General features: G+C 62.4%; 22 protein-coding genes, 1 tRNA gene and 1 pseudogene. 16 read left to right on the top strand and 8 right to left on the bottom strand.

Features of this window, described 5'->3' with window-relative positions; all coding sequences use genetic code 11:
- Positions 1 to 13: 13 nt before the first annotated feature.
- Genes CHB88_RS03455 through CHB88_RS03440 form a run of 4 tightly spaced genes read right to left on the bottom strand, consistent with a single transcriptional unit; the run spans position 14 to position 4,156 of the window.
- Positions 14 to 2,275: a RelA/SpoT family protein gene (locus CHB88_RS03455; RefSeq protein ID WP_089397917.1), complete on the bottom strand. Its 2,262-nt coding sequence runs from the start codon at positions 2,273 to 2,275 to the stop codon at positions 14 to 16.
- Positions 2,276 to 2,311: 36 nt separating this feature from the next.
- Positions 2,312 to 2,515 carry a DNA-directed RNA polymerase subunit omega gene (rpoZ, locus tag CHB88_RS03450; protein ID WP_089397916.1) on the bottom strand — a complete coding sequence of 68 codons (204 nt, stop codon included), beginning with the start codon at positions 2,513 to 2,515 and terminating at the stop codon, positions 2,312 to 2,314.
- 32 nt (positions 2,516 to 2,547) lie between these two features.
- Positions 2,548 to 3,201, bottom strand: coding sequence for a guanylate kinase (gmk, locus tag CHB88_RS03445; RefSeq protein WP_089397915.1), 654 nt, complete (start codon positions 3,199 to 3,201; stop codon positions 2,548 to 2,550).
- 58 nt (positions 3,202 to 3,259) lie between these two features.
- Positions 3,260 to 4,156 carry a YicC/YloC family endoribonuclease gene (locus CHB88_RS03440; RefSeq protein ID WP_089397914.1) on the bottom strand — a complete coding sequence of 299 codons (897 nt, stop codon included), beginning with the start codon at positions 4,154 to 4,156 and terminating at the stop codon, positions 3,260 to 3,262.
- 146 nt (positions 4,157 to 4,302) lie between these two features.
- On the opposite strand from CHB88_RS03440, the gene CHB88_RS03435 reads away from it, so the two are divergent.
- From CHB88_RS03435 to hemW, 5 genes are all read left to right on the top strand, one after another.
- Positions 4,303 to 5,328 carry a serine/threonine protein kinase gene (locus tag CHB88_RS03435; RefSeq protein WP_089397913.1) on the top strand — a complete coding sequence of 342 codons (1,026 nt, stop codon included), beginning with the start codon at positions 4,303 to 4,305 and terminating at the stop codon, positions 5,326 to 5,328.
- Between the two features lie 11 nt (positions 5,329 to 5,339).
- On the top strand, positions 5,340 to 6,269 hold the full coding sequence (locus CHB88_RS03430; RefSeq protein ID WP_089397912.1) for a PP2C family protein-serine/threonine phosphatase: 930 nt from the start codon (positions 5,340 to 5,342) through the stop codon (positions 6,267 to 6,269).
- 7 nt (positions 6,270 to 6,276) lie between these two features.
- On the top strand, positions 6,277 to 7,011 hold the full coding sequence (gene rph, locus CHB88_RS03425) for a ribonuclease PH (protein ID WP_089397911.1): 735 nt from the start codon (positions 6,277 to 6,279) through the stop codon (positions 7,009 to 7,011).
- A 68-nt stretch (positions 7,012 to 7,079) separates the two neighbouring features.
- Positions 7,080 to 7,664: an RdgB/HAM1 family non-canonical purine NTP pyrophosphatase gene (gene rdgB, locus CHB88_RS03420; protein WP_089397910.1), complete on the top strand. Its 585-nt coding sequence runs from the start codon at positions 7,080 to 7,082 to the stop codon at positions 7,662 to 7,664.
- Positions 7,661 to 8,905 (top strand): radical SAM family heme chaperone HemW, encoded by a 1,245-nt coding sequence (gene hemW, locus CHB88_RS03415; RefSeq protein ID WP_089397909.1) that lies wholly within the window; start codon positions 7,661 to 7,663, stop codon positions 8,903 to 8,905. The genes rdgB and hemW overlap by 4 nt, the downstream gene beginning before the upstream one ends.
- A gap of 115 nt (positions 8,906 to 9,020) precedes the next feature.
- On the opposite strand, the gene CHB88_RS03410 is transcribed toward hemW, so the two are convergent.
- Positions 9,021 to 9,110 (bottom strand) — tRNA-Ser (locus CHB88_RS03410).
- A 256-nt stretch (positions 9,111 to 9,366) separates the two neighbouring features.
- On the opposite strand from CHB88_RS03410, the gene CHB88_RS03405 reads away from it, so the two are divergent.
- Positions 9,367 to 9,576 carry a hypothetical protein gene (locus tag CHB88_RS03405; protein WP_089397908.1) on the top strand — a complete coding sequence of 70 codons (210 nt, stop codon included), beginning with the start codon at positions 9,367 to 9,369 and terminating at the stop codon, positions 9,574 to 9,576.
- 9 nt (positions 9,577 to 9,585) lie between these two features.
- On the opposite strand, the gene CHB88_RS03400 is transcribed toward CHB88_RS03405, so the two are convergent.
- Positions 9,586 to 9,795, bottom strand: a complete 210-nt coding sequence (locus tag CHB88_RS03400; RefSeq protein WP_089397907.1) for a hypothetical protein — start codon at positions 9,793 to 9,795, stop codon at positions 9,586 to 9,588.
- 212 nt (positions 9,796 to 10,007) lie between these two features.
- On the bottom strand, positions 10,008 to 10,367 hold the full coding sequence (locus CHB88_RS03395; protein ID WP_245844720.1) for a hypothetical protein: 360 nt from the start codon (positions 10,365 to 10,367) through the stop codon (positions 10,008 to 10,010).
- Positions 10,368 to 10,730: 363 nt separating this feature from the next.
- Here CHB88_RS03395 and CHB88_RS03390 point away from each other — a divergent pair, with 363 nt between their 5' ends.
- Complete coding sequence (locus tag CHB88_RS03390) at positions 10,731 to 11,855, top strand: glycosyltransferase family 4 protein (RefSeq protein WP_245844718.1); 1,125 nt, start codon at positions 10,731 to 10,733, stop codon at positions 11,853 to 11,855.
- A gap of 199 nt (positions 11,856 to 12,054) precedes the next feature.
- Positions 12,055 to 12,780 (top strand): polysaccharide deacetylase family protein, encoded by a 726-nt coding sequence (locus CHB88_RS03385; protein WP_245844717.1) that lies wholly within the window; start codon positions 12,055 to 12,057, stop codon positions 12,778 to 12,780.
- A gap of 4 nt (positions 12,781 to 12,784) precedes the next feature.
- On the opposite strand, the gene CHB88_RS03380 is transcribed toward CHB88_RS03385, so the two are convergent.
- Positions 12,785 to 13,063, bottom strand: coding sequence for a hypothetical protein (locus tag CHB88_RS03380; RefSeq protein WP_089397905.1), 279 nt, complete (start codon positions 13,061 to 13,063; stop codon positions 12,785 to 12,787).
- Between the two features lie 278 nt (positions 13,064 to 13,341).
- On the opposite strand from CHB88_RS03380, the gene CHB88_RS03375 reads away from it, so the two are divergent.
- The 8 genes and pseudogenes from CHB88_RS03375 to CHB88_RS03340 all read left to right on the top strand — a co-directional run.
- A complete protein-coding gene (locus tag CHB88_RS03375) occupies positions 13,342 to 14,355 on the top strand; it encodes an SDR family oxidoreductase (protein WP_089397904.1) in 1,014 nt (337 codons plus the stop codon).
- A gap of 39 nt (positions 14,356 to 14,394) precedes the next feature.
- The gene (locus tag CHB88_RS03370; protein WP_089397903.1) at positions 14,395 to 14,787 is read left to right on the top strand and encodes a TraR/DksA family transcriptional regulator; all 393 of its coding nucleotides are present in this window, start codon (positions 14,395 to 14,397) and stop codon (positions 14,785 to 14,787) included.
- Positions 14,788 to 14,958: 171 nt separating this feature from the next.
- The gene (locus CHB88_RS03365; protein ID WP_089397902.1) at positions 14,959 to 15,984 is read left to right on the top strand and encodes an adenosine deaminase; all 1,026 of its coding nucleotides are present in this window, start codon (positions 14,959 to 14,961) and stop codon (positions 15,982 to 15,984) included.
- Positions 15,985 to 16,092: 108 nt separating this feature from the next.
- Positions 16,093 to 16,677 carry a DUF4126 domain-containing protein gene (locus CHB88_RS03360; protein ID WP_089397901.1) on the top strand — a complete coding sequence of 195 codons (585 nt, stop codon included), beginning with the start codon at positions 16,093 to 16,095 and terminating at the stop codon, positions 16,675 to 16,677.
- Positions 16,678 to 16,680: 3 nt separating this feature from the next.
- Positions 16,681 to 19,176, top strand: coding sequence for an ABC transporter permease (locus tag CHB88_RS03355; protein ID WP_089397900.1), 2,496 nt, complete (start codon positions 16,681 to 16,683; stop codon positions 19,174 to 19,176).
- A 687-nt stretch (positions 19,177 to 19,863) separates the two neighbouring features.
- Positions 19,864 to 21,009, top strand: a complete 1,146-nt coding sequence (locus tag CHB88_RS03350) for a polysaccharide biosynthesis/export family protein (protein WP_245844713.1) — start codon at positions 19,864 to 19,866, stop codon at positions 21,007 to 21,009.
- A 146-nt stretch (positions 21,010 to 21,155) separates the two neighbouring features.
- Positions 21,156 to 23,423 carry a polysaccharide biosynthesis tyrosine autokinase gene (locus CHB88_RS03345; protein WP_245844710.1) on the top strand — a complete coding sequence of 756 codons (2,268 nt, stop codon included), beginning with the start codon at positions 21,156 to 21,158 and terminating at the stop codon, positions 23,421 to 23,423.
- 104 nt (positions 23,424 to 23,527) lie between these two features.
- Positions 23,528 to 23,702: pseudogene (locus CHB88_RS03340) on the top strand (phosphomannomutase/phosphoglucomutase); the annotation flags it as partial.

Here is a 23,702-nt window from a genome sequence, read left to right as displayed (position 1 = left end):
AGGCCGGCTTCAGTCAGGCGCGTTCGCGCAGGATGCGCGCCACCCGGGGCACACGGCGGACATTGCGCATCAATCGCGCCAGATGCACCCGGTCTTCCACTTGCACGGTGAAGCGGAGCTGGGTCATGTCATGGTCGCGGTCATCGTCCATGCCGACATGGGTGATGTTGGCGTCGGATTCGCCAATCTCGGCGGCAACCCGGGCCAGCACGCCTTTTTCGTTCTGCACCAGCACCTTGATGCGGCATTCGAAGCGGCGCGTCAGGTCATTGCCCCAGGCCAGCTCGATCCAGCGGTCCGGCTCCTTGGCGCGACTGCGCTTGGCTGGTTCGCAATCGGTGGTATGGACCGTCAGGCCCTGGTCGCGACGCAGCTGGCCGATGATGCCGTCGCCGGGAATGGGATGGCAGCACCCCGCGAGCTGGACCGAAACGCCCTCGGTGCCGGTGATGATGACCGGATCGAGCTTGCCTGTCGCGGCGCTGTCCGCCGGAGCGGGCAGGGCTTGCACAGTTTCATTCTCGATCAGGTTGCGGATGTGCCGCGCCACCAGTGTCGCCATGCGCTTACCGACGCCGATGTCGGCATACAGGTCGTCCAGCGACTTGGCGCTGGATTCATTGAGCAGCTTTTCTTCCATCTCGGTTGGCAGCGCCGGGCTCATGTTGATGGCGGTGAGCGCCTGGGCCAGCAGGCGCTTGCCGAGCGCGGTGGATTCCGACAGGTTGACCGTGCGCAGGTAATGGCGGATGGCGGAGCGCGCCTTGCCGGTGCGGACGAACGTCAGCCAGTTCGGGCTCGGCCGGGACGAGGAGGCTGTGATGATTTCCACGATGTCGCCATTGCGCAGCTCAGTGCGCAGCGCCGCCTGCTCATGGTTGACCTTGGCAGCGATGGCGTGGTCGCCGATGTCGGTGTGGATGCTGTAGGCGAAGTCCAGCACCGTGGCGCCGCGGGGCAGGGCAATGATGGTGCTCTTCGGCGTGAACACGTAGACCGAGTCGGGGAAAAGATCGACCTTCACATGTTCCAGAAACTCGGCGGAATCGCCGGTCTGCTTCTGGATGTCGAGCAGGGATTGAAGCCAGGCGTGGGTGCGCTGCTGCAGATCGGTCAGGCTCGCATCCTGGTTCTTGTACAGCCAGTGCGCTGCCACGCCGGATTCGGCCACCCGGTTCATCTCCGGCGTGCGAATCTGAAATTCGACCGGCGTGCCGTAGGGACCGATCAAGGTGGTGTGCAGCGACTGGTAGCCGTTGAGCTTGGGGATGGCGATGTAGTCCTTGAATTTGCCCGGCATCGGCTTGTACAGCGCATGCAGGGTGCCCAAGGCGACATAGCAGCTGGCGAAGTCGTCGACGATGATGCGAAAGCCGTAGACGTCCAGCACCTGGGAAAAGGAGAGGCGCTTGTTGCGCATCTTGCGGTAGATGCCGAACAGGGTCTTTTCCCGCCCATGGACCTGGGCATTGATGTGGTGGCCGGTGAGCGTCGTCTTGACCGACTCGAGGATCTTGCTGACTACCTCGCGCCGGTTGCCCCGCGCCGCCTTCACCGCCTTGGTCAGCGTGCGGTAGCGCAGCGGATAGAGATGGGCGAAGGACAGGTCCTGCAGCTCGCGGTAGATGTTGTTCAGGCCGAGGCGATGGGCAATCGGCACATACACTTCCATGGTTTCCCGGGCGATGCGCCGCTTCTTCTCCGGCGACATGACGCCGAGCGTGCGCATGTTGTGCAGCCGGTCGGCGAGCTTCACCAGGATCACCCGCACGTCGCGGGCCATGGCAAGCAGCATCTTGCGGAAGTTTTCCGCCTGGACCTCGATCTGGCTCTGGAACTCGATCTTGTCCAGCTTGGACAAACCGTCCACCAGGGTCGCCACCGGCGCGCCGAAGCGCTCGATCAGCTCATCCTTCTTGACGTCCTGGTCTTCCATCACGTCGTGCAGCAGGGCGGCCATGATGGCCTGGGCGTCGAGCTTCCAGTCGGCGCAGATCTCGGCGACGGCGATCGGATGGGAGATGTACGGCTCGCCCGACTTGCGCATCTGTCCGAGATGCATCTCGTCGGAAAACCGATAGGCTTCCTTGACCTTCTTCAGTTCGGAAGGCGTGAGGTAGTCGGCGAGCTTGGTGTAGAGATCGGACAGCGAGGCGACGCCGGCCGCAGGGGCTTCGGTCTTCTGTGCTTCGCTGGGGCGGTGAGTCGGGCGGTCTGACGCCGCCCGATTAGACTGGGCAACTGGTACAGTTGAATCTGCAGGAATCAGGTTCATGGGCAAAGCATACCAGCGCCATGGGAAGGCGTGGGATCAGCTCGGGACTTTTTTCAGCATTTCGATGCCGACCAACCCGCCGGCGATTTCACGCAATGCCAGCACGGTCGGCTTGTCCTTGGCGTCCACCTTCGGGGTATGTCCCTGCAGCAGCTGGCGGGCGCGATAGGTCGCGGCGAGGCAGAGCTGGAAGCGGTTGGGGATTTGGTCGAGGCAGTCTTCTACGGTGATACGGGCCATTTTCACTCCTAAAAATTCGATGGAATAGCGAATCAGTTCAGCGTGCCGTGTATGCCCAGCTGGGCGAACAAGGAAGCGTTGCGCGCGGCTTGCTGGGCAAACCGGCATCGGGTCGCTTTGACAACTGCGGTCAACTCTGACAAAGCGGTTGCAAACTCTTGATTAATAATAACATATTCGAACTCGGGCGCGTGTGCGATCTCGCCGCCGGCGGCCAGCAGCCGGCGCGTGATGATGTGCGGCTCGTCCTGCCCGCGCTTCTTCAGGCGCTCCTCCAGCACCGCGATCGACGGCGGCAGGATGAAGATGCCGACCGCATGCGGAAACTGCTTGCGCACCTGCTGCGCACCCTGCCAGTCGATTTCCAGCAGCACATCGGTCCCGGCCTTCATCTGCTCGGCGATCAGCAGGCGTGATGTGCCATAGTAATTGCCATGGACTTCCGCCGACTCCAGAAATTCCCCGGCTTCGCGGCGGGCGAGGAAATCATCGACGGTGGTGAAATAGTATTCCCGGCCATGCTGCTCCGCCGGACGCGGCGGCCGGGTGGTATAGGAAATCGACAGCTTGATCGCCGGTTCCTGGGCGAGCAGGGCATTGACGAGGGTGGATTTGCCGGCGCCCGAGGGGGCGACCACCATGAACAGGCTGCCGGAAACGGGGGTGGCTGGATCGGAAAGCGACATGGATGAGACTCCGGTCATACGGTTATGCGGGAACAGGCGGTTCTGAAAAAGGGCAGGCTCATTCGAGGTTCTGCACCTGTTCGCGCATCTGTTCGATCAGCAGCTTCATGGCCATGGAGGCATCGGACAGTTCCTTCAGCGCCGCCTTGGAGCCGACAGTGTTGGCCTCGCGATTGAGTTCCTGCATCATGAAATCGAGGCGCTTGCCGACCTGGCCGCCTTTCTTCAGGATGGCGCGGGTCTCGGCCAGGTGCGCCGACAGCCTGGACAATTCCTCCGCCAGATCGATGCGGATGCCGTACATCGTCACTTCCTGGCGGATTCTTTCCATCGCATCGTCGCGCGAGATGGGGGTGGCGCCACCGCTGGCCTGGGCCGCCAGGGTCAAAGCTTCTTCCAGGCGGTCGATGGCACGCTGCTGGAACTGGGTGATCGCCTGCGGCACCAGCGGCGTGATGCGGGCGACAATGGCTTCCAGTTCATCCACCCGCGACAGCAGCATTGCCTGCATGGCGGCGCCTTCGCGCCGGCGGCTTTCGAGGAAGGCTTCGAGCGCTTCCTGCATGGCCGCAGCGACATCTCCCTGCAGCGAGTCCTGGCCGGCGTTGGCATCTTCGATAATGCCCGGCCAGCGCAGGACCTCGGCCACCGTCAGTGGGGCGGCCTCCGGCAGGCGCTGCCGCACTTCCTGCTGCATGGCGGCCAGCGACTCCAGCAGCCCGCCATTGAGCGACTGCGAACCTGCCGCTGCCGCGGCGCGGCCAAAACTCAGGCGGCATTCCACCTTGCCGCGGTTGAGGCGTGCCATGAGCGCTTCCCGCAACACCGGCTCGAAGCTGCGCAAATCGTCATTGATGCGGAATTGGAGATCGAGGAAGCGGGAATTCACGCTCTTGATCTCGATGGTCACGGTGCCGGCCGGTCCGTCACGGGAAGTGACGGCATAACCGGTCATGCTACTGATAGTCAAATTAGGTCCTTTATTTCTTCTTTACAAAACAGGGATTTATCCACACAATCTTCAGAACCCTTTAAGCGTGGATTGCCTTGCAGATGCTGGTCGTTTCGCTAATTGGGAACTCGAAAATCATCACTTCAGTCATGGCCGTTCAAAACAATGCCCCATTGCCTGACGGACTTGAAATTGCCGGATATCGCATTGTAAAGAAGATTGCGTCCGGCGGGTTCAGTATCGTCTATCTCGCCCACGATGAAGACGGCAATGCCGTCGCCATCAAGGAGTACCTGCCGAGTTCGCTGGCTTTGCGCGAGCCCGGGGAACTGGTGCCGGCCATCTCGGCCGAAAACCTTCCTGTCTTCCGCATGGGGCTGAAATGCTTCTTCGAAGAGGGCCGAGCGCTGGCCCGGATATCCCATCCGAACGTGGTCAGCGTGGTCAATTTCTTCCGCGCCAACGACACCGTCTACATGGTGATGGCTTACGAGTCGGGCCGCTCGCTTCAGGAACACATCCTGCGCCGCCGCGACAAGGGGGAAAAGCTGCTCGTTTCCGAGCGCTTCATTCGCAAGATGTTCAACCAGGTCATGAACGGCCTGCGTGAAGTGCATGCCAGCAAACTGCTGCACCTGGATTTGAAGCCGGCGAACATCTACCTGCGTATGGATGGCACGCCCATCCTCCTCGATTTCGGCGCTGCCCGACAGACGCTGACGACCGATACGCCCAGATTGTCCCCGATGTACACGCCGGGATTCGCCCCTGGTGAGCTGCATATGCGTGATGGCAACCTCGGTCCCTGGACCGACATCTACAGCATCGGCGCTTCCATGTATGCCTGCATGACCGGCACACCGCCGCAGCCGGTGGACCAGCGCAAGAACAACGACCGTCTCGACGAGCAGTTGCGCCGTCTGGAGCCGCTGTATTCCCGACAATTGCTGGACGTGATCCGCTGGAGCCTGCATGTCGATCCGCAGCAGCGCCCGCAAAGCGTCTTCGCCCTGCAGAAGGCATTGCGGGAGCCGGCGGAGGCGGTCGCCGAGCCGAGCCCCGTGCTGGCGCCGGCCGGTTCACTGGCGCAGCGGCTGAAGGGCTGGCTGGGGCTGCGGACCAGGGACAAGGCCCCGGTCCGCAACGAAGCGACGACCGAGCAACCATTTCCCTGAGGTGATCGGCGATGCGATTTTCGGTTTATCAGGAAAGCCAGATCGGCGGCCGCAAGAGCAACCAGGACCGCATGGGGTACAGCTTCACGCGGGACGCCGCCCTGCTGGTGCTCGCCGATGGCATGGGAGGGCATATCCAGGGCGAAATGGCGGCCAGCATTGCGCTGCAGACCATTGGCGCCCGATTCCAGAAGGAAGCGTCGCCAATGGTGGCCAAGCCCGAGCGCTTCCTGGAAGACAGTTTCTTTGCCGCGCACCGCGAAATTCACCGCTACCGCGCCGTCAATAATCTGCCGGAAACGCCGCGGACCACCATCGTCGCCTGCCTGATCCAGGAAAACGGCGCCTACTGGGCACATTGCGGCGACTCGCGCCTCTACTGGCTGCGACGCGGCCAGCTCCTGGCCCGCACCCGCGATCATTCCCGCATCGAGATGCTGATTGCCGAAGGCAAGGCAGACCCTTCGGAACGCGAGACTCACCCGGACCGCAACCGGCTGTTCAACTGCCTCGGCGCCTCGGTGCCGCCGGTGGTCGAGGTTTCCCGGTGCGCCAGCCTGCAGACCGGCGACGTGATCCTGCTCTGTTCTGATGGCTTGTGGTCGGTGCTGCCCGACAATCTGATTGCCCAGAACCTGGCGGAAAGCACGGTGGTGCGGGCAGTGCCGGAGCTGATCGGCATGGCCACTGCGATCGGCGGCAAAAACGGGGATAATGTCACCGCTCTGGCGATGATGTGGGAAGGGGCCTACAACCTCGAGGATGCCAGCACCATCGCCACCCATACCTTGCCCGTCGGCAGCATTGCAACGACGATTCAGGCGCCGTTGCATCCTGACCTGGAACGGCCGGATGTTTTCGACGACGCCGAGATCGAGAAGGCAATCGACGAAATCCGCAAGGCCATCGACAAGACATCCCGCATCACCTCAAAGAACTAGACAACTCATGCCATTCGAATCCCGTCCCAGCGGCCGCGCTCCCGCCGCGCTGCGCAAGGTCGTCCTGACCCGTCACTTCACCCGCCATGCCGAAGGTTCGGTGCTGGTCGAATTCGGCGATACCCGCGTCATCTGCACCGCCAGCATCGAAGACAAGGTGCCCGGTTTCCTCAAGGGCAAAGGGCAGGGCTGGCTGACGGCGGAATACGGCATGCTGCCGCGCTCCACCCATACCCGCATGGACAGGGAGGCGGCCCGCGGCAAGCAATCGGGACGCACCCAGGAAATCCAGCGCTTGATCGGCCGCTCCCTGCGCGCCGCCTTCGATCTGGAGGCCTTCGGCGAACGCACCCTGCATCTGGACTGCGATGTGATCCAGGCCGATGGCGGTACCCGCACCGCCTCCATCACCGGCGCGATGGTGGCCGCCTATGACGCCTTCGCCAAGCTGCAGCAGCAAGGCCTGGTGGAGAGGATTCCGCTGCGCCACTTCGTGGCGGCGGTGTCGGTCGGCGTCTACCGCGGCATGCCCGTGCTGGACCTGGATTACCCGGAAGATTCTGATTGTGATACCGACATGAACGTCGTCATGACCGACGCCGGCCATTTCATCGAAGTACAGGGCACGGCAGAAGGCGAGGCTTTCGATCGCCGTACCATGAACCAGATGCTCGACCTGGCAGACGGCGGCATCCGCGAGCTGATCCGCCTTCAGCGCGAGGCGCTCGGCATCGCAGCCTGAGATTTTCCATCCATCCCGGGCGCCGCTTCCTTGTTGGAACGGCGCCCGCTTTGCTTTATCCAAGAACCATGACGCAAGAAATCATCCTCGCCTCGAACAATGCCGGCAAGCTGAAGGAATTCGGCCAGCTGCTCGGTCCGCTCGGCTTCGCGCTGCGGCCGCAAGGCGACCTCAACATCCCGGAAGCGGAAGAGCCGCATCCCACCTTCGTGGAAAACGCGCTGGCCAAGGCACGCCATGCCGCCCGCCTGTCGGGCAGGCCGGCGCTGGCCGATGATTCCGGCGTCTGCGTCACCGCGCTCGGCGGCGCACCTGGTGTGCTGTCCGCGCGTTTTGCCGGCGAGCCGAAGTCGGATGCCCGCAACAATGAAAAGCTCATCACGGAGCTTGCCGCGCATGCCGACAAGTCGGCCTATTACTACTGCGTGCTGGTCTACCTGCGCCACGCCGACGATCCGCAACCGGTCATCGCCGAGGGGCGATGGGATGGGGAGATCCGCCCGGAAGCGCGTGGCGCCGGCGGATTCGGCTACGACCCGTATTTCTGGCTGCCGGCACTCGGTAAATCGGTTGCCGAACTTTCCGCCGAAGAGAAAAACCGGCTGTCGCATCGGGGACAGGCATTGCGCCTGCTGGTCGAGAAGCTGAAATGATTCCGATCAAGCCGGTCGCGCCGGTCGCCATAAGCGATGGAAAGCGGGCGGACGCGGCGCAGGCCGCCAATGCCTTCCTCAAGCCGGGGCTGATCAACCTCGCCAGCCTGCCGCCGCTGTCGCTGTATGTGCATTTCCCCTGGTGCGTGCGCAAATGCCCCTACTGCGACTTCAATTCACACGAGGTGCGGGGCGACTTCCCCGAGCGGGACTATCTGGATGCGCTGCGCAGCGACCTGGAGCAGGCCTTGCCCCTGATCTGGGGCCGGAAGATCTACACCATCTTCATCGGCGGCGGCACGCCCAGCCTGATGTCGGCCGCCGGCCTCGACCGCCTCATGTCGGATATCCGGACGCTGCTGCCGCTCGACGGGGCGGTGGAAATCACGATGGAAGCCAATCCGGGCACTTTCGAAGCCGACAAGTTTCGTTCCTATCGCGCCAGCGGCATCAATCGCCTGTCGATCGGCATCCAGAGTTTCGACAGCCGCTATCTGGAAAAGCTTGGCCGCATCCATGATGGCGGCGACGCCCGCCGGGCAGTGGAAATCGCCCATGCAAACTTCGACAATTTCAATCTCGACCTGATGTATGCGCTGCCGGGGCAGAGTCTGGCAGACGCGCGTGCCGATATCGACACGGCGATCGCCATGGCCCCGCCACACCTGTCGCTCTATCACCTGACGCTGGAGCCCAATACCTATTTCGCCAAATTCCCGCCTGCCGTACCTGACGATGACCAGAGCGCCGAGATGCAGGACATGATCGAGGCGGCAACCGCCGATGCCGGCTATGGGCATTACGAGGTGTCGGCCTATGCGCAGCCGAACCGGCGCGCCCGGCACAATCTGAATTATTGGCAGTTCGGTGATTACCTGGGCATCGGCGCCGGCGCGCATTCGAAGCTGTCATTTCCGCACAGGATCGTGCGGCAGATGCGGTTCAAACAGCCCAAGGCGTATCTCGATGCGGTGAGCAAGGGTGCACCGGTGCAGGAAGAGTTCGAAGTTGGGCGGGATGCGCTTGGCTTCGAATTCATGCTGAATGCCTTGCGCCTGGTGGATGGCTTCGATGTCAATCTCTTCAGCGAACGCACGGGCCTGAGCATCAATGCCATCGAGCCTGCCTTGAATCGGGCGGAAACGAAAGGGCTGCTCTACCGCGATCATCGCGTCATCAAGCCAACGGAGCTCGGCAAACGCTTCCTGAACGACCTACAGGAAATTTTTCTGCAAGATTGATAGACGTTTCTTCCCGTGCTGCAAAAAAGAATGACGAAGGCGGGGGAATCCAGAGAAGGCCGGCCTTGGCTCGTCGTACGGCTTGAGCAGGAAGATGAGGCGACGGCGGGGAGATTGGCGGAAGCGGTGAGATTCGAACTCACGAACGGGTTGCCCCGTCGCCAGTTTTCAAGACTGGTGCCTTCAACCACTCGGCCACGCTTCCACTGGAGTCCGAGATTATGCCACCGAAATGACGCTCTCACAATTTGAGAGCATTCCGCTCGGAAAATATGACTCTGCAAACTGCGAAAGACCGGTGTAACCGCAAGTGGAGAACCAGTAAGCAATTTCCTAATGTCAGAAGCGTATTTTCCTAATCTTTGTAGGATTATTCCGAAAAAAATTTGACGCTACTCAAGTGCCTGGAGGCAAATTGGCCGCAAAATGCATTCATCGAACTCACCTAAACGATTGGGGTAATGATGAGCGCAACTGCGATGACGACGTCTGAAATGATCGAATCCATGATCGATGCCACGCTGGGCGAAGAAGCAGGCGTGCGTGAAAAACATACGATGCGCGAGGCGTTGCGGGGTCTGGTGCGGCTTGCTAAGGCAGAGGGGCTGATGGAGAACGGCTTGCTGGAGAGTGAGTGCCTGATGAATCGCCTGATGGCGATGGCGGCTTGACGGCTGGCTTCAGGAATCGATTTGCAGGTTTTGGCGCTGTGCGCGAGCCAGCAGCGCCGCAACGCTGGCGACGTTCAGCAGCTCATTGTCCTCGCCGAGCAATTGCCGGCGATTGCACAATTCATGGATCACCGTGAGCAATTCCATCACGATTCCGTATTCGCACGCCGCATCTACCAGGTTTTCCAGCTGATAGGCGGTATCGTCCACTCGCGCCATTTTTCGCTCCGGCTCACTGTCTTAAGTACTTCGTAATGTAAGTGCTTGGTAAGACCGCATGCAAAGAAGTTCACAGGCCGGCAAAACAATTTTGCGATTGCCCTGCTTTTATTTTATAGCAAAAAATTCAACAACTTGCATTTTTTAGACGCAAGCAGGAGCGCAAAGGTCTGGCCTTTGCGCTCTTTTAGTTTGCGGACACGATTGCAGTCTTATTGCTGCATCGGGCTGGAGCTTCCCGCATCGGTGCTGCCAGGGCCCGAAGCGCCCACGCCGTTACCCTCTGTCGGCATTTTCTTTCCATAGGTATCGCTGGCGCGATACTTGTTGCGGCGATCGCCCATCAAATCCCGCAGTTCGCGGATGCTGAGGTCGGATACCTCATGCATGCGGATGAGCAACGAGGCGCCAACCGGCAGGCGCTTGTGGCGGATCTTGCTGATCACCGGAGGAGCGACCTCGAGCGCGCGCGACAGGGCAGCATCATTTTTCAAGCGCATCTTCTCCCGCAGGGTGTCCAGCAAGCGGTTGGGATCATAGGTTTCTTGTCCTGCTAATGCATGTTCAGCCATGGCATGTTCTCCGGAAAAATGTAATCTGCAAAGCAACCGTAGCTAATGACCAATTGATCTGGGTAAAGTTTCCTATTGCGCTATGAATTTCTTCATCGCTATGTGCAGATTTGCTTTTTAAGCATCTTTATGACGCCGGTAAAAGGATTCTGTTCCAAAGAACATTGATTTATTGAAGGCGATTTTCGGATTTTTGTTGTTCGTGACGAACAGAGCGAGCCGCGATGCCGACTTGCAACCGGATTAGTGCATCGCAAGGCATGGAAGGCGCGGCTGGATAACATGGCAATCGGTTCCAACCCACCGATGTCGTCCCGGGTGCAGGATGGCAACCGCCGTCACGCACACCTCAAGAGAAAGCCAATGACTCGAATCGCCATCGTCACCAATGTGCCACCGCCTTACCGCATCCCGGTATTTCAGCGCATAGGCGAAATGCCGGAGATCACGTTCCAAGCCATTTTTTGCAGCCGGCGCGAGCCGAACCGCTTGTGGGATCTGCCGCCGCTGCGCTTCGATCATGTCTTCCTGCGCGAACGGTTCAGCACGGTCGACGGACGCTACATTCACAACAATCCCGACGTGTTGGCGGCGCTGCGGCGCTTTCGCCCAGACGTCGTGATCACCGATGGCTTCAATCCGACCCATCTGTACGCCTTCGGCTACGCATGGCTGCAGGGATTGCCCCATGTCGCGATGACCGACGGAACCGACGTTTCCGAACAGGGACTGAGCCGGATACACAAGCTGGTGCGGCGCTTCATCTATGCCCGCACGCGCGCCTTCGTTCCGGCAAGCGCCGGCGGCGAGCGCCACTATGCCTCGTACGGCGTGCCGGCCGCGCAGTGCTTCCGGTCCTGCCTGTGCATCGATAACGCCGCTTTTGATCCGGGCGCGGCTCCAGAAGCAAAACGCTATGACCTGATGTTCTCCGGCCGTATCGAGGAGGTGAAAAATCCCGGCTTCGCGCTTGACGTGGCCATCGCCGCTGCCCGGCGTCTGGGAAGGAAGGTCAGCTTGCTGTTTGCCGGCGCAGGCAGCATGGAGGCCGGCCTGAAGCAAAAGGCCGAGCGGCATGCCGACAGCGTCGAGGTCGCCTTTCATGGATTCGCCACCCAGTCCGAGCTGCCATCCCTCTACCGCTCGGCCCGCCTGTTCCTGTTTCCGACGCGCTGGGACCCATGGGGCGTTGTGGCGAACGAAGCCTGCGCCGCCGGCCTGCCGGTACTGGTATCGCCGCAAGCCGGCGTGGTTGGTGAACTGGTGCGCGACGGAGAAAACGGAAGGGTGCTGCCGCTGGAAGTCGATGCCTGGAGCGAGGCGGCAAGCCAATTGCTGACGGATGACGCGCTCCGGATGCGGTACGCCGCCAACAGTCTGCGTCTGGTTCGGGACTTCACCTTCGACACCGCGGCTCAAGGCCTGGTCGAGGCCTGCCGGTTCGCGCTCGTGTCGCAGGCACCGATGAACATCCGCATGCCGGCGTGAGCCGTTCGAGGGCAGCAGGCAAAGCGCCCCTTGTCGGGGCGTTTTGTTTTTGGGCTTGACCTGTTTCGACGTCCTGCAGCCATGTGCGACGCCGTCCTGCGCTTGCCATGGTAGAAATAAAATTCCGCGATCGATAAAACTATTTCAACTAGGTGCTGCTCTAAAAAAAGCCTTTTGAATAATGCTTTGCGGAGAATTGATGGGAGTTTTGTTTACCTGTTCCATCGACGATGGCCATCCACTGGACTTGAAGACCGCCGAACTGCTGGACAAACATGGCTTGTCGGGAACCTTCTACGTACCGATCAAGAACCGCGAGGGGCCCGAGGTCATGAATCCTCAGCAGATCAGGGAGTTGGGGCGCCGCTTCGAAATCGGTTCGCATACTTTCGACCACTGCTATCTGAAGCACACCAACATCTGGGAAGCCTATGATCAGATCATGGATGGAAAGAAGATGCTGGAAGACGTGCTCAACAAGCCTGTCGCCGGCTTCTGCTATCCGGGCGGCAAATACCAGCGGCGCGATGTGAAGCTGGTCGAAGCGTGCGGCTTCGATTATGCGCGCACCACGGTCAATCTCCGCTTCGACAGCGGCAATGCGCGATACGAGATGCCGACCACGGTGCAGTTCTTTCCCCATGACCGGTCGGTCTATCTGCGCAATTTCGCCGAGGCGGGGCAATGGATGTCGCGCCAGGAAGGATTGTTTCTCGCGCTTCAGCATGAGGATTGGACCGAGCGCATCTTCGCCATGTTCGATCATGCGCGCGATACCGGTGGCGCCTTCCATTTGTGGTGGCATTCGGTCGAGATCGAGCAGGTCGGCGCCTGGCAGAAACTCGACGGTTTTCTCGCCTACGTAGCGGCAACCATCTCCCGGGAAGACAGAATCACCAACCGCGAACTGGCGGCGCTGCAGTGACGCTCTAACCGCGCAGATAGCCCTTCACGCCTTCGGGATTGAGCACCTTGCCCCACGATTCAATGTGGTAAACCTCGCCCACCTTGTGCAGCGACACGCCGAATTCTTCGCGCAGCCTGTTGACTTCCTGGTCGATGGTATCGCGGTCATGGCTGGTGAGATCGGCGATGGCCGAGACGGTGGGGCGCTCCAGCAGATCGATGGCGCCGAGCAGCACGAAGAGCCGGCGCGTGTCGGTCGAGGGATATTGAGGCACGCCAAAATGGTTCTTGGGGAAAGCCATGCATGTCTCCTTTCCGACGAGTAGCAGACGCAATGCGGGGCTTGACTGCCTGGATGAGAAGGCGAGAGCTGATTGACAGCATATCGCATCGGAGACGAAACCGCGCCCGATTGTTCCAGACCCCGCGAGCAGGGTTGGGGCATCTGGCGCCGTGAAAAAACGCGCATGACAAGAGTAAAAATTTCACCGCATGCAAGCCCGGCGCAATTCCTGCGATCCAAACCGCCCCGATTTCCCGGGCATGGTTTTCGCTGCAATCGCGCCGAAAGGAGCCTCGAATGGGAATTCGCTTGAAGAAGCTTTCCGAGCAGGTAGTTGTCATCACCGGCGCCACCAGCGGCATCGGCCTCACCACGGCGCGCATGGCGGCCAAGCGCGGCGCGCGGCTGGTCTTGTCCGCCAGGAATGAAGACGGTCTGAAGCAGCTCACTCACGAACTCGCCAAGCAAGGCTGCGAGGCCGCTTACGCGGTCGCCGATGTCGGCGTGGAATCGGACGTGCGTCGCATCGCGCAAGTCGCCGTCGAGCGCTTCGGCGGCTTCGATACCTGGATCAACAATGCCGGCATTTCGATCTTCGGACGCAGCGAGGATGTGCCGATGGAAGACCAGAAGCGCTTGTTCCAGACCAATTTCTGGGGCGTGGTGCATGGCTCTATGGTGGCGGTGGAACATTTGAAGCAGCGCGGCGGCGCGCTGATCAATCTCGGCAGCGAATTGTCCGACGTCGCCGTGCCGCTGCAGGGCATGTACTCGGCATCCAAGCATGCGGTCAAGGGCTTCACCGACGCGCTGCGCATGGAACTGGCCGATGAAGGCGCGCCGGTGTCGGTGACGCTGATCAAGCCGGCCGGCATCGATACCATGTTCCTGGAGCATGCAAAGAATTTCATGGACGTCGAACCGAAGCTTCCGCCGCCGGTATATGCGCCGGAAGTGGCGGCGGATGCCATCCTGTACGCCGCCGAAAACGCCCGGCGCGACATCTTCGTCGGCGCCGCCGCCAAGCTCGGTTCCGTCGGCGGGCAGTTCGCGCCGCGGATATTCGACCAGATCGGGAAACGGTTCCTCATCCCGGCCCAGCGCTCCGACATGCCGGCCACCGACCGCGAACGGAACAGCTTGTATCAGGCCGGCTCGGAACTGCGCGAGCGCCAGGGCGTGACGGCGCCGGTACTCGAGTCCAGCCTTTACACCAAGGCGGTGATGAATCCGAAGGCCATGATGACCATCTGGCTGGGCGTGGCGGCCCTGGCCGCGTTGTGGCGCTATCAGCAGCGCCCGGCCCGCTGAACCGACGACAAGCCCTTCAACTTTGCATACGGAACGACCATGTCTACCCTGAACAAGCAGCAACTGGATCACCTGAAGGACCTGCTGGACCGGCGCGAGACCGATCTGCGCGCCGATGTCAGCCGGGAGAACGGCAGCCGCGATTCTTTCGTCGACGTTGCCAGCGAGATTCCGGACCCGGGCGACTCGTCTTTTGCCGATCTGTCGGTCGATCTCGACAATGCCGCCATCTCCCGCGACATGATCGAACTGCGCGCCATCGAAGCGGCGCGCAATCGCATGACGGAGGGCACTTACGGCGATTGCGTCGACTGCGGCAACGAGATCCCCTATGCGCGGCTGGAGGTGCAGCCGATGGCGGAGCGCTGCGCTCCCTGCCAGGAAGCGTTCGAAAAGCGGCATCTGGATGCGGGCAGGGGCGCCACGCTTTGACCTGGCGGCCGGGAAGAAGGGAATACACGCGAGAAGGGAACTGGCCTTACAATCACGGCAATACTCCCTCGCCGGATCTCTGGCGGGACGCCGGCCGGAGCGTCCGGTCTGCAGGCATCAACCGGTTGACGGGTCCGGCGTTCGAGGAGTCCATGATCATAGGTCTCTTACATGGCTGACACCCTGCACCGGGTTCTGCGAGGCATGCCCAAGGCGGAACTGCATATCCATATCGAAGGCTCGCTCGAACCCGAGCTGATCTTCGCGCTTGCCCAGCGCAACAATGTGCGGCTCGATTACGCGTCGGTCGAGGACCTGCGCCGCGCCTATGCATTCACCGATCTGCAGTCCTTCCTCGATATCTACTATGCCGGCGCAAGCGTGCTGATCACCGAGCAGGATTTCTACGACATGACCCGTGCCTATCTCAAGCGGGCGCATGAAGACAATGTGCGGCATGTGGAGATGTTCTTCGATCCGCAGACCCACACCGCCCGCGGCATCGCCTTTGCAACGGTGATCGACGGCATCTCCCGGGCCCTTGCGGATGCCCGTTCCGAATGGGGCATCTCGGGCGGCCTGATCATGTGCTTTCTGCGCCATCTGTCGGAGGAGGAAGCCTTTGCCACGCTGGAGCAGGCGCTGCCGTACCGTGACCGCCTGCTTGGCGTGGGCCTGGATTCCTCCGAGCGCGGCCATCCGCCGGAAAAGTTTGCCCGCGTGTTCGCCCGCTGCCGCGAACTCGGCCTGCACCTGGTGGCGCATGCCGGCGAGGAGGGGCCGCCCGACTATATCCGCACCGCGCTCGATCTGCTGAAGGTCGAGCGCATCGACCACGGCGTGCGCTGCCTCGAGGATCCAGAGCTGACCCGGCGCGTGGCGAAGGACGGCATCGCGCTCACCGTCTGCCCGCTGTCCAACATCAAGCTGTGCGTGTTCGACGCGCTGCATCAGCACAACATGCGCGCGCTGCTCGATGCCGGCTTGAAGGTAACGGTGAATTCGGATGATCCCGCCTACTTCGGCGGGTACATCAACGACAATTTCCTGCAGACCTTTGACGCCCTCGGGCTGGATGCGGGACATGCGCGCCAGCTGGCGCGCAACAGCTTTTCGGCCGCCTTTCTGCCTGCATCGGAAAAGCAGAAGCGGCTGGACGAAGTGGATGCTTATTTCGCGGAAGCGGGACTGGCATGACGCGCGCGGCGTCCGGGCGGGTGAAAGAAGGCCGCTCCGGACCCGGCGTCTTGCACCGTGTCGATGCGCGGTGTACGCCCGTCCTGTCCATTCTGGATGGAGGGCCCAATGGTTGAATCGGTTTCCACCGCGGCGCTGGCCAGCGGACTTTCCTGGGCGAGCGGCCTGCGCCTGTACATGACGCTGTTCATCGCGGGCCTGTTCGCCCGCATCGGCTGGATCGAACTGCCGCCCGCGCTGCAGGTGTTGGAGTCGCAGTGGGTGATGGCGACGTCCGGCCTGCTGATGATGGCCGAATTCCTGGCCGATAAGATACCTGGCCTGGATTCGGTCTGGGACGCGATCCAGACCTTCATCCGCATTCCGGCCGGCGCGGTGCTTGCCGCTGCTTCCCTCGGCAGCATGGACCCGACCCTCACCACGATCGCCGCCGTCATCGGCGGCACCTTCGCTGCCGGCGCGCATGCGACCAAGGCGGGCAGCCGGGCGCTGATCAACACTTCGCCCGAGCCGTTCAGCAATTGGGCCGCTTCGTTGTCGGAAGATGCGGCGGTGGCGGGCGGACTCTGGGCCGCCTTCTTCCATCCCTGGCTGCTCTTCACCTTCCTCGGCCTGTTCTTCCTGCTGGCGCTGTGGCTGCTGCCGAAGCTCTGGCGCGGCCTGCGCTGGCTCAGCAGCCGATTCCGGATCTAGTCCATGTTCCTTGCGCTTCGAATGACGGCGCGCGACTGGCGCGCGGGAGAGCTGCGGTTCCTGCTGGTGGCGCTGATCGTCGCGGTGGCGTCGCTTTCCTCGGTCGGCTTTTTCGTCGACCGCATGCGCGCCGGGCTGGCGCGTGACGCCAATCAGCTGCTCGGCGCCGATCTCGTGCTCAATGCCGACCAGCCCCTGCGTCCGGCGTGGAAGGAGGAGGCGGCGCGCCGCGGCTTGTCCAGCGCCGAAACCGTGGTGTTTCCCAGCATGGCGCTGGCGGGCGAAGGCGATGAGGCAGCCTCCCTGCTGGCGTCGGTGAAAGCGGTGTCGACCGGCTATCCGCTGCGCGGCAGCCTCAAGCTGGCGCAGGGCACCGGAGAGGAACGCCCGACGCGCGACATCCCGGCGCCGGGCACCGTCTGGGCTGACGCCAATCTGCTGGCCGGCCTGAACATCGCCAAGGGCCAGACGCTGCGGCTCGGCGACGCCAGTTTCAAGGTGGCGCAGGTGATCGCGGTGGAGCCGGACCGCGGCGCCGGCTTCATGAACTTCGCGCCGCGCGTCATGCTCCAGCTCGACGAGCTGGCGGCCACCGGGCTGGTGCAGAATGGCTCGCGCCTGACTTACCGCCTGCTGGTGGCGGGCGCGCCGCAGGCTGTCGCCGGGTTCCGCGACTGGCTGCAGCAGGACATTCGGCAGGCCAATGTGCGCGGCACGCGCATCGAGACGCTGGAGAGCGGCCGGCCGGAGATGCAGGCGACCCTGGAGCGGGCGGAGCAGTTTCTGTCTCTGGTGGGACTGCTGTCGGCCATGCTGGCGGCAGTTGCGGTGGCGATGGCGGCGCGCCGCTTCATGCTGCGCCACATCGACGCCTGCGCCATGCTGCGCTGCCTCGGCATGACGCAAAACGCCGTCACCCTGATGTACCTGCTCGAATTCCTGTTGATCGGCGTGGCCGGCAGCTTGCTCGGCGTGGCGGCCGGCTTCGGCGCGCACTTCCTGCTGCTGGAATGGCTGGGCCGGCTGGTGACGACGGAGCTGCCGCCGGTGAGCATCGTGCCGGCGCTGCAGGGCGTGACCACCGGACTGGTGCTGCTCATCGGTTTTGCGCTGCCGCCGATTCTCCAGCTGCGCAACGTGCCCCACAACCGCGTCATCCGGCGCGAGCAGGAGCCGCCCAAGGCCGGTGCGCTGACGAGCTACGGCACCGGCCTGCTGGCCTTCACCGGCTTGCTGCTGTGGCAGGTCGGCAAGCCCAAGCTGGCGCTCCTGACCGCCGGCGGTTTCCTTGGCGGCCTCGCCGCATTTGCGCTGGTGGGCTGGCTGTGCATGCTTTCGCTCAAGTCGCTGAGAACCGCCTTGCCGTATCCCGGCTGGCGCTTTGCCGTCACCGCACTGCAGCGGCGCACGGGCGCGACGCTGATGCAGATCGTGGCGCTGGCGCTCGGGCTGATGGCCTTGCTCCTGCTGACCGTGATCCGGGAGGATTTGCTTGACGCCTGGCGGCAGTCGACGCCGGCCGACGCGCCAAACCATTTCGTGATCAACATCCAGCCCGACCAGAAGAACGAGATCGAGGCCCGTCTCAAGGCGCAAGGCATCCGGGACGCCGCCTTGTATCCGATGATCCGCGGACGGCTGGTGGCAATCAATGGCCGTCAGGTGAATGGCGACAGCTATGTGGAGGACCGGGCGCGCCGCCTGGTCGAGCGGGAGTTCAATCTATCCACCATGGATGCCATGCCGCCGCAAAACCAGCTGACCGGCGGCGCCTGGTTCAGCGGCGGCCGGGCCGAGGCGTCGGTGGAGCAGGGGCTGGCGAAGACGCTCGGTCTTCGCCTCGGCGACCGGATACGCTTCGACATCGCCGGCCAGATGGTGGAAGCGCCGATCACCAGCCTGCGCAAGCTGGAATGGGGATCGATGCGGGTCAATTTCTTCGTCATCCTCAGCCCGCAGGCGCTGCAGAATGCGCCGCAAACCTGGATCACCGCATTCCATGTGCCGCAGTCGGCCGAGGGTTTTGTGCGGCGTCTGACGCAGGATTTCCCGAACCTGACGGTGGTCGACATCGGCAGCGTTTTGCGCCAGGTGCAGTCGGTACTCGATCAGGTCATCGCCGCGGTCGAGTTCCTGTTCCTGTTCACGCTGGCGTCGGGCTTCCTTGTGCTGTATGCCGCGCTCGCCGGCTCCCAGGATGAGCGCATGCGGGAAGCCGGGCTGCTGCGAGCGCTCGGCGCTACCCGGCGCCAGCTGTCGCGGGCCCAGTGGATCGAGTTCGCCCTGGTCGGCGGCGTATCGGGCGTGCTGGCGGCAACCGGCGCCGCCGTGGTCGGCTGGCTGCTGGCAGACCAGGTCTTCAACTTCGAATGGGGCTTTCGGCCGCTGGTCTGGCTCATCGGGGTCGTGGTTGGCGCGATTTGCGCATTCATCGGCGGCATGGTGGGACTGCGCAACGTGCTGGCGCGGCCGCCGCTGCAAACCCTGCGCGAAGGATGAGCGGAAAACCTGCGTGCCGGTGCCATGCCGCATGCAGGGCAGCCCGCTTCGCCATGGGCAGCGTTTAGTCGAAGGCGGCGTTTTCCGAAGTTTGGTTCCGTTGCATTCGCCGTCGCTCGGTCGCCGCTTCCACTTCCCGCTCCGGGCTCCTGATTTACCTTTCTTCAAAGTTTAATCCAGCTTAATCCCTGGCCTCTCCGGCCATGTCGCCGCGCAAGACCGGCAATTCCCCTTTCTTCTATCTTTCCCACATGCAGTGCAGCCGCGAAGCGGATGTTCGGCAGATCGGAAATGCATGCTGATTGACAGCTTTTTTCGCGCCGCATGATGCGGACTTATGCATCGACAAATGCGACTGTTGGGCCATTTCGGTTTGTGATAGGGCGTTGACACCGCTCAAAACAGCGAGGGGATGCTTACGTAAAGTTGTACATCAGATAATAAATTACTGTCTGAAGGAAACATTCGAAGGAAACACTCGAGCAGGCCAACCTGCCATCTGACATGGATTGGAAAGACAAGGTGCAAGGGCGATTTTCGATACCGCCAGTGGACCGGAACTCGTCAATGTATCGGAACGCGCTTTTTCAATTTCGCATTGCCGGCACGTCGTTTGGCGGCTCTGTTTAATCTAGTGGGGTAATCATTATGCACTTCGATTCCAAGGCATCTCTGAAAAAATGGAGTGTGGCTTTATGCCTGCCATGGCTGGCAGCCTGTTCCAATGTCGCGCCAGGACTCCATTTCGACAGGAACGCGGCCAGCTCCGGTTCCAGCAACGTCAATGCGTCGGCGGAGGGCGGCGCGGAAGCGACGAATGCGGTGCTCAAGCCGATCACGCCGCAGCTGGTCAAGCAAGAGCTCGAAATCCGCGAGAAGATGGCGTCCCAGGACATCACCAACCTGCTGGGCAAGCCCGCCCCTTACAAGATCGGCACGGGCGACGTGCTTTCGGTCGTCGTCTGGGATCATCCCGAGTTGTCCAATACCGCCACTACCGCGATGGGCGTGGTCGCGGGCACCGGCGCCGATGCCTCCAATACCGCGACCAACGCGCCGCCAGCCGGCTTCATTGTCGACCATGAAGGCGTGATCCAGTTCCCCTATGCCGGCACGCTCAAGGTCGCGGGCCTGACCCAGGACCAGGCGCGCAATCTGCTGGCGCAGAACCTGTCCAAATACCTGAAGAATCCGAAGGTGACGCTGCGCGTGCAGTCCTACCGCAGCAAGCGCGTGTATGTCGACGGCGAAGTGCGCACCCCGGGCCTGCAGGCGATCAACGACATCCCGATGACGCTGGTCGAGGCGATCAACCGGGCCGGCGGCGTGCTGCCCACCGGCGATCAGAGCCAGATCGTCGTCAACCGCGCCGGCACCAATTACGCCATCAACCTGCCGCAGCTGGTGCAGCGCGGCGTCAATCCGGCCAACATCCTGCTCGCCGACGGCGACGTGGTGCGGGTGCGCTCGCGCGACGAGAGCAAGGTGTTCGTCTCCGGCGAAGTGGTCAGCCCGCGCGCGCTGACCATGCACAACGGCCGGCTCACGCTCAACGAGGCGCTCGGCGAGTCCGGCGGCGTGAACCCGCTGAGCGGCGACGGCAGCCAGATCTACGTGATCCGCAAGAACGGCAGCGAGCAGACGGTGTATCAGCTCGACGGACGGGCCAACGGCGCGCTGGCGATGGCCGAGGGCTTCGAGCTGCGGCCGCGCGACGTGGTGTACGTGGCGGCCACGCCGCTGGCCAACTGGCACCGTGCGATCAGCCTGATCCTGCCGAGCGCGCTGTCCGGCGCGGTCGGTGCGGTGACGCCGGTGGCCAATCCCCGCTAACCCTTAACGATGCCCATGGCGCCGCAGCAATGCAGGCGGCGCCAGCCTGGAGTGCTGAACGGGAGGCAGGCTTCCCGGGCGGGCGGCCGCGGTTTGCCGCGAGAAATGCACCTACAACCATGTACTAACCATAAGAGAACACTTTTATGATGAACCAATCCATACCGCAGTTGACCGGCCCGGCGCGGCAGGAAGAAGAAGAGATCGAGCTGGCGACCTACTTCGACATCCTGTGGGAGAGCCGCTGGCTGATCGCCACCATCACCCTGATCGTGGCGCTGCTGGGCGCCAGCTACGCCTACCTTGCCAAGCCGGTGTATGAGGCGAACATGCTCATCCACGTCGAGGAGGAAGGCCAGAAGGAATCCAAGAACATCATCGGCGACCTGTCGTCGATGTTCGACGTCAAGACGTCGGTGCTGGCCGAGATGGAACTGCTGCGCTCGCGCCTGGTGGTCTCCCGGGCCATCGACAATCTGCGCCTATACATCAGCGCGAAGCCGAAATACTTCCCGCTGGTCGGCTCCTGGATTGCCAATCACAACAAGCAGCTTTCCACGCCCGGCCTCTTCGGCTACGGCGGCTATGCCTGGGGCTCGGAGAAGATCGACGTCGGCGTGTTCAACGTGCCCGAATCCCTGCTGAACAAGGAATTCGTGCTGACCGCCGAAGGAAACGGTCAATTCCGCCTCAGCCAGAACGAGGCAGAGATCGAGCTCAGCGGCAAGATCGGTGCGCCGCTGGTGTTCGAAACGCCCAAGGGCAGCATCGAGCTGCGCATCGACCAGCTCGCCGCGAACCCCGGCGCCGAATTCAGCCTGTCCCGCACCTCGCGCCTCGCTTCCATCGAAGGCGTGCAGACCGCGCTGCTGGTGACGGAGCAGGGCGGCAAGACCTCCAATGTGATCAATGCCACCCTGCAGGGCTCCGATCCCAAGGTCATCAGCGCCATCCTCGGCGAAATCGGCAAAGAGTATGTGAAGCAGAATGCCGCCCGCAAGACCGAGGAAGCGGAGAAATCGCTGGCCTACCTGAACAAGCAGCTGCCGGAGCTGAAGTCTCAGGTGGAGCAGGCCGAGTCGCGCTACAACGCCTTCCGCAACAGCAACGGCACCGTCGATCTGAATGAGGAATCCAAGCTCAGCCTGCAGCAGTCTTCCGCCGCCAAGCTGCGCAAGATGGAACTCCAGCAGCGCAAGATCGAACTGCTGGCCCGCTATACCAACGACCATCCGCTGGTGCAGGGCATCGACAGCCAGATCCGCGAGGTGAACCAGCAGATCAACTCGATCAACGACCACGTCAAGACGCTGCCGATGATCGAGCAGAACCTGCTGCGCCTGCAGCGTGAAGTGAAGGTCAACACCGACCTTTACACCGCGCTGCTCAACACCGCCCAGCAGCTCAAGCTGGTAACCATGGGCAAGGTCAGCAATGTGCGCCTGGTCGACAGCGCCATGACGCCGGAGAAGCCGGTCAAGCCGAACCGTCCGATGATCCTGGCGCTGGCCGTGCTCGGCGGCCTGTTCATCGGCGTGATGATTGCCTTCCTGCGCAAGTCCATCAAGGGCGGCATCGATACGCCGGAGCAGGTGGAGCGCATCGCCGGCCTGCCGGTGTACGCCACCATCCCGCACAGCAAGCGCCAGAAAGAGCTTTATGCGCAGGCCGGCACCAAGCATAGCCACAAGGTGCCGCTGCTGGCGGCGGTGTCCTCCAACGACGCGGCGGTGGAAAGCCTGCGCAACTTCCGAACCGCGCTGCAGTTCGCCCTGCCGCAGTTCAAGAACAACGTGGTGGTCATCTCCGGCGCCACGCCGGGCATGGGCAAGTCCTTCGTGTCGGCCAACCTGGCCGCCATCATGGCAGCCACCGGCAAGCGCGTGCTGCTGATCGACTCCGACTTCCGCAACGGCCTGCTGCACCTGTACTTCGGCTTCGGCCGCCAGGACGGCTTCTCCGATGCGATCGCCGGCGCCCGCACCCTGGAACAGGTGATCCACCATGACGTGATCGAGAACATGGACTTCATCTCGACCGGCACGCTGCCGCCGAATCCGTCGGAGCTGCTGATGCGTCCGAACTTCGCTGCCTTCGTGCAGGACCTGTCGAAGCGCTATGACCTGGTGCTGATCGATGCGCCGCCTATCCTGGCCGTGGCAGACACCATGATCATCGGTGCCCAGGCAGGCGCGATCTACATCATGACCCGCGCCGGCGTCACCACCGCCACCGAGATCAACGAGTCGCTCAAGCGCCTGGCGCAGGCCGGCCTGGAAGCCAAGGGCGTGCTGTTCAACGATCTCAAGGTACGCCCAGGCCGCTACGGCTACGGCTATACCTACGGCGGCGCCTACCACAACGAAACGCCGCCGAAGGATACGCCGCTGATCGGCGCGCCTTCTTCGTCCTGATAACGCATCAAACGCATGCAAGGCTGGTAATCACGATTGCCAGCCTTTTTTCATTCTGCGCCGGTCGAGCGGCGCCATCCTTTCAATCACCAGACTGACGAGCAATGAATATCTCCCCCAGCATCTTCAAGGCCTACGACATCCGCGGCATCATCGGCAAGACCCTTGACGCCTCGGTCGCCAGACAGGTCGGCCAGGCCTTCGGCGCCGCCGCCCGCGAGCGCGGCGAATCCACCGTCATCATCGGCCGCGACGGCCGCCTCTCCGGCCCCGAGCTTT

This window comes from Noviherbaspirillum humi, from assembly GCF_900188095.1.
Taxonomy (GTDB): domain Bacteria; phylum Pseudomonadota; class Gammaproteobacteria; order Burkholderiales; family Burkholderiaceae_D; genus Noviherbaspirillum; species Noviherbaspirillum humi.
The sequence above is the reverse complement of the archived record's forward strand: the minus strand, read 5'-3'. Positions and strand labels throughout refer to the sequence as shown.

Bases quoted from the DNA above. Each gene is read 5' to 3' on its own strand.
- CHB88_RS03380 (WP_089397905.1), bottom strand. From the start codon at position 13,063: ATGGCTTTCCCCAAGAACCATTTTGGCGTGCCTCAATATCCCTCGACC.
- CHB88_RS03355 (WP_089397900.1), top strand. From the start codon at position 16,681: ATGTTCCTTGCGCTTCGAATGACGGCGCGCGACTGGCGCGCGGGAGAG.
- rph (WP_089397911.1), top strand. From the start codon at position 6,277: ATGCCATTCGAATCCCGTCCCAGCGGCCGCGCTCCCGCCGCGCTGCGC.
- CHB88_RS03400 (WP_089397907.1), bottom strand. From the start codon at position 9,795: ATGGCGCGAGTGGACGATACCGCCTATCAGCTGGAAAACCTGGTAGAT.
- CHB88_RS03405 (WP_089397908.1), top strand. From the start codon at position 9,367: ATGATGAGCGCAACTGCGATGACGACGTCTGAAATGATCGAATCCATG.
- CHB88_RS03370 (WP_089397903.1), top strand. From the start codon at position 14,395: ATGTCTACCCTGAACAAGCAGCAACTGGATCACCTGAAGGACCTGCTG.
- gmk (WP_089397915.1), bottom strand. From the start codon at position 3,201: ATGTCGCTTTCCGATCCAGCCACCCCCGTTTCCGGCAGCCTGTTCATG.
- CHB88_RS03395 (WP_245844720.1), bottom strand. From the start codon at position 10,367: ATGGCTGAACATGCATTAGCAGGACAAGAAACCTATGATCCCAACCGC.
- CHB88_RS03385 (WP_245844717.1), top strand. From the start codon at position 12,055: ATGGGAGTTTTGTTTACCTGTTCCATCGACGATGGCCATCCACTGGAC.
- CHB88_RS03435 (WP_089397913.1), top strand. From the start codon at position 4,303: ATGGCCGTTCAAAACAATGCCCCATTGCCTGACGGACTTGAAATTGCC.
- CHB88_RS03360 (WP_089397901.1), top strand. From the start codon at position 16,093: ATGGTTGAATCGGTTTCCACCGCGGCGCTGGCCAGCGGACTTTCCTGG.
- CHB88_RS03345 (WP_245844710.1), top strand. From the start codon at position 21,156: ATGATGAACCAATCCATACCGCAGTTGACCGGCCCGGCGCGGCAGGAA.
- rdgB (WP_089397910.1), top strand. From the start codon at position 7,080: ATGACGCAAGAAATCATCCTCGCCTCGAACAATGCCGGCAAGCTGAAG.
- CHB88_RS03455 (WP_089397917.1), bottom strand. From the start codon at position 2,275: ATGAACCTGATTCCTGCAGATTCAACTGTACCAGTTGCCCAGTCTAAT.
- CHB88_RS03375 (WP_089397904.1), top strand. From the start codon at position 13,342: ATGGGAATTCGCTTGAAGAAGCTTTCCGAGCAGGTAGTTGTCATCACC.
- hemW (WP_089397909.1), top strand. From the start codon at position 7,661: ATGATTCCGATCAAGCCGGTCGCGCCGGTCGCCATAAGCGATGGAAAG.
- CHB88_RS03430 (WP_089397912.1), top strand. From the start codon at position 5,340: ATGCGATTTTCGGTTTATCAGGAAAGCCAGATCGGCGGCCGCAAGAGC.
- rpoZ (WP_089397916.1), bottom strand. From the start codon at position 2,515: ATGGCCCGTATCACCGTAGAAGACTGCCTCGACCAAATCCCCAACCGC.
- CHB88_RS03365 (WP_089397902.1), top strand. From the start codon at position 14,959: ATGGCTGACACCCTGCACCGGGTTCTGCGAGGCATGCCCAAGGCGGAA.
- CHB88_RS03440 (WP_089397914.1), bottom strand. From the start codon at position 4,156: ATGACCGGTTATGCCGTCACTTCCCGTGACGGACCGGCCGGCACCGTG.
- CHB88_RS03390 (WP_245844718.1), top strand. From the start codon at position 10,731: ATGACTCGAATCGCCATCGTCACCAATGTGCCACCGCCTTACCGCATC.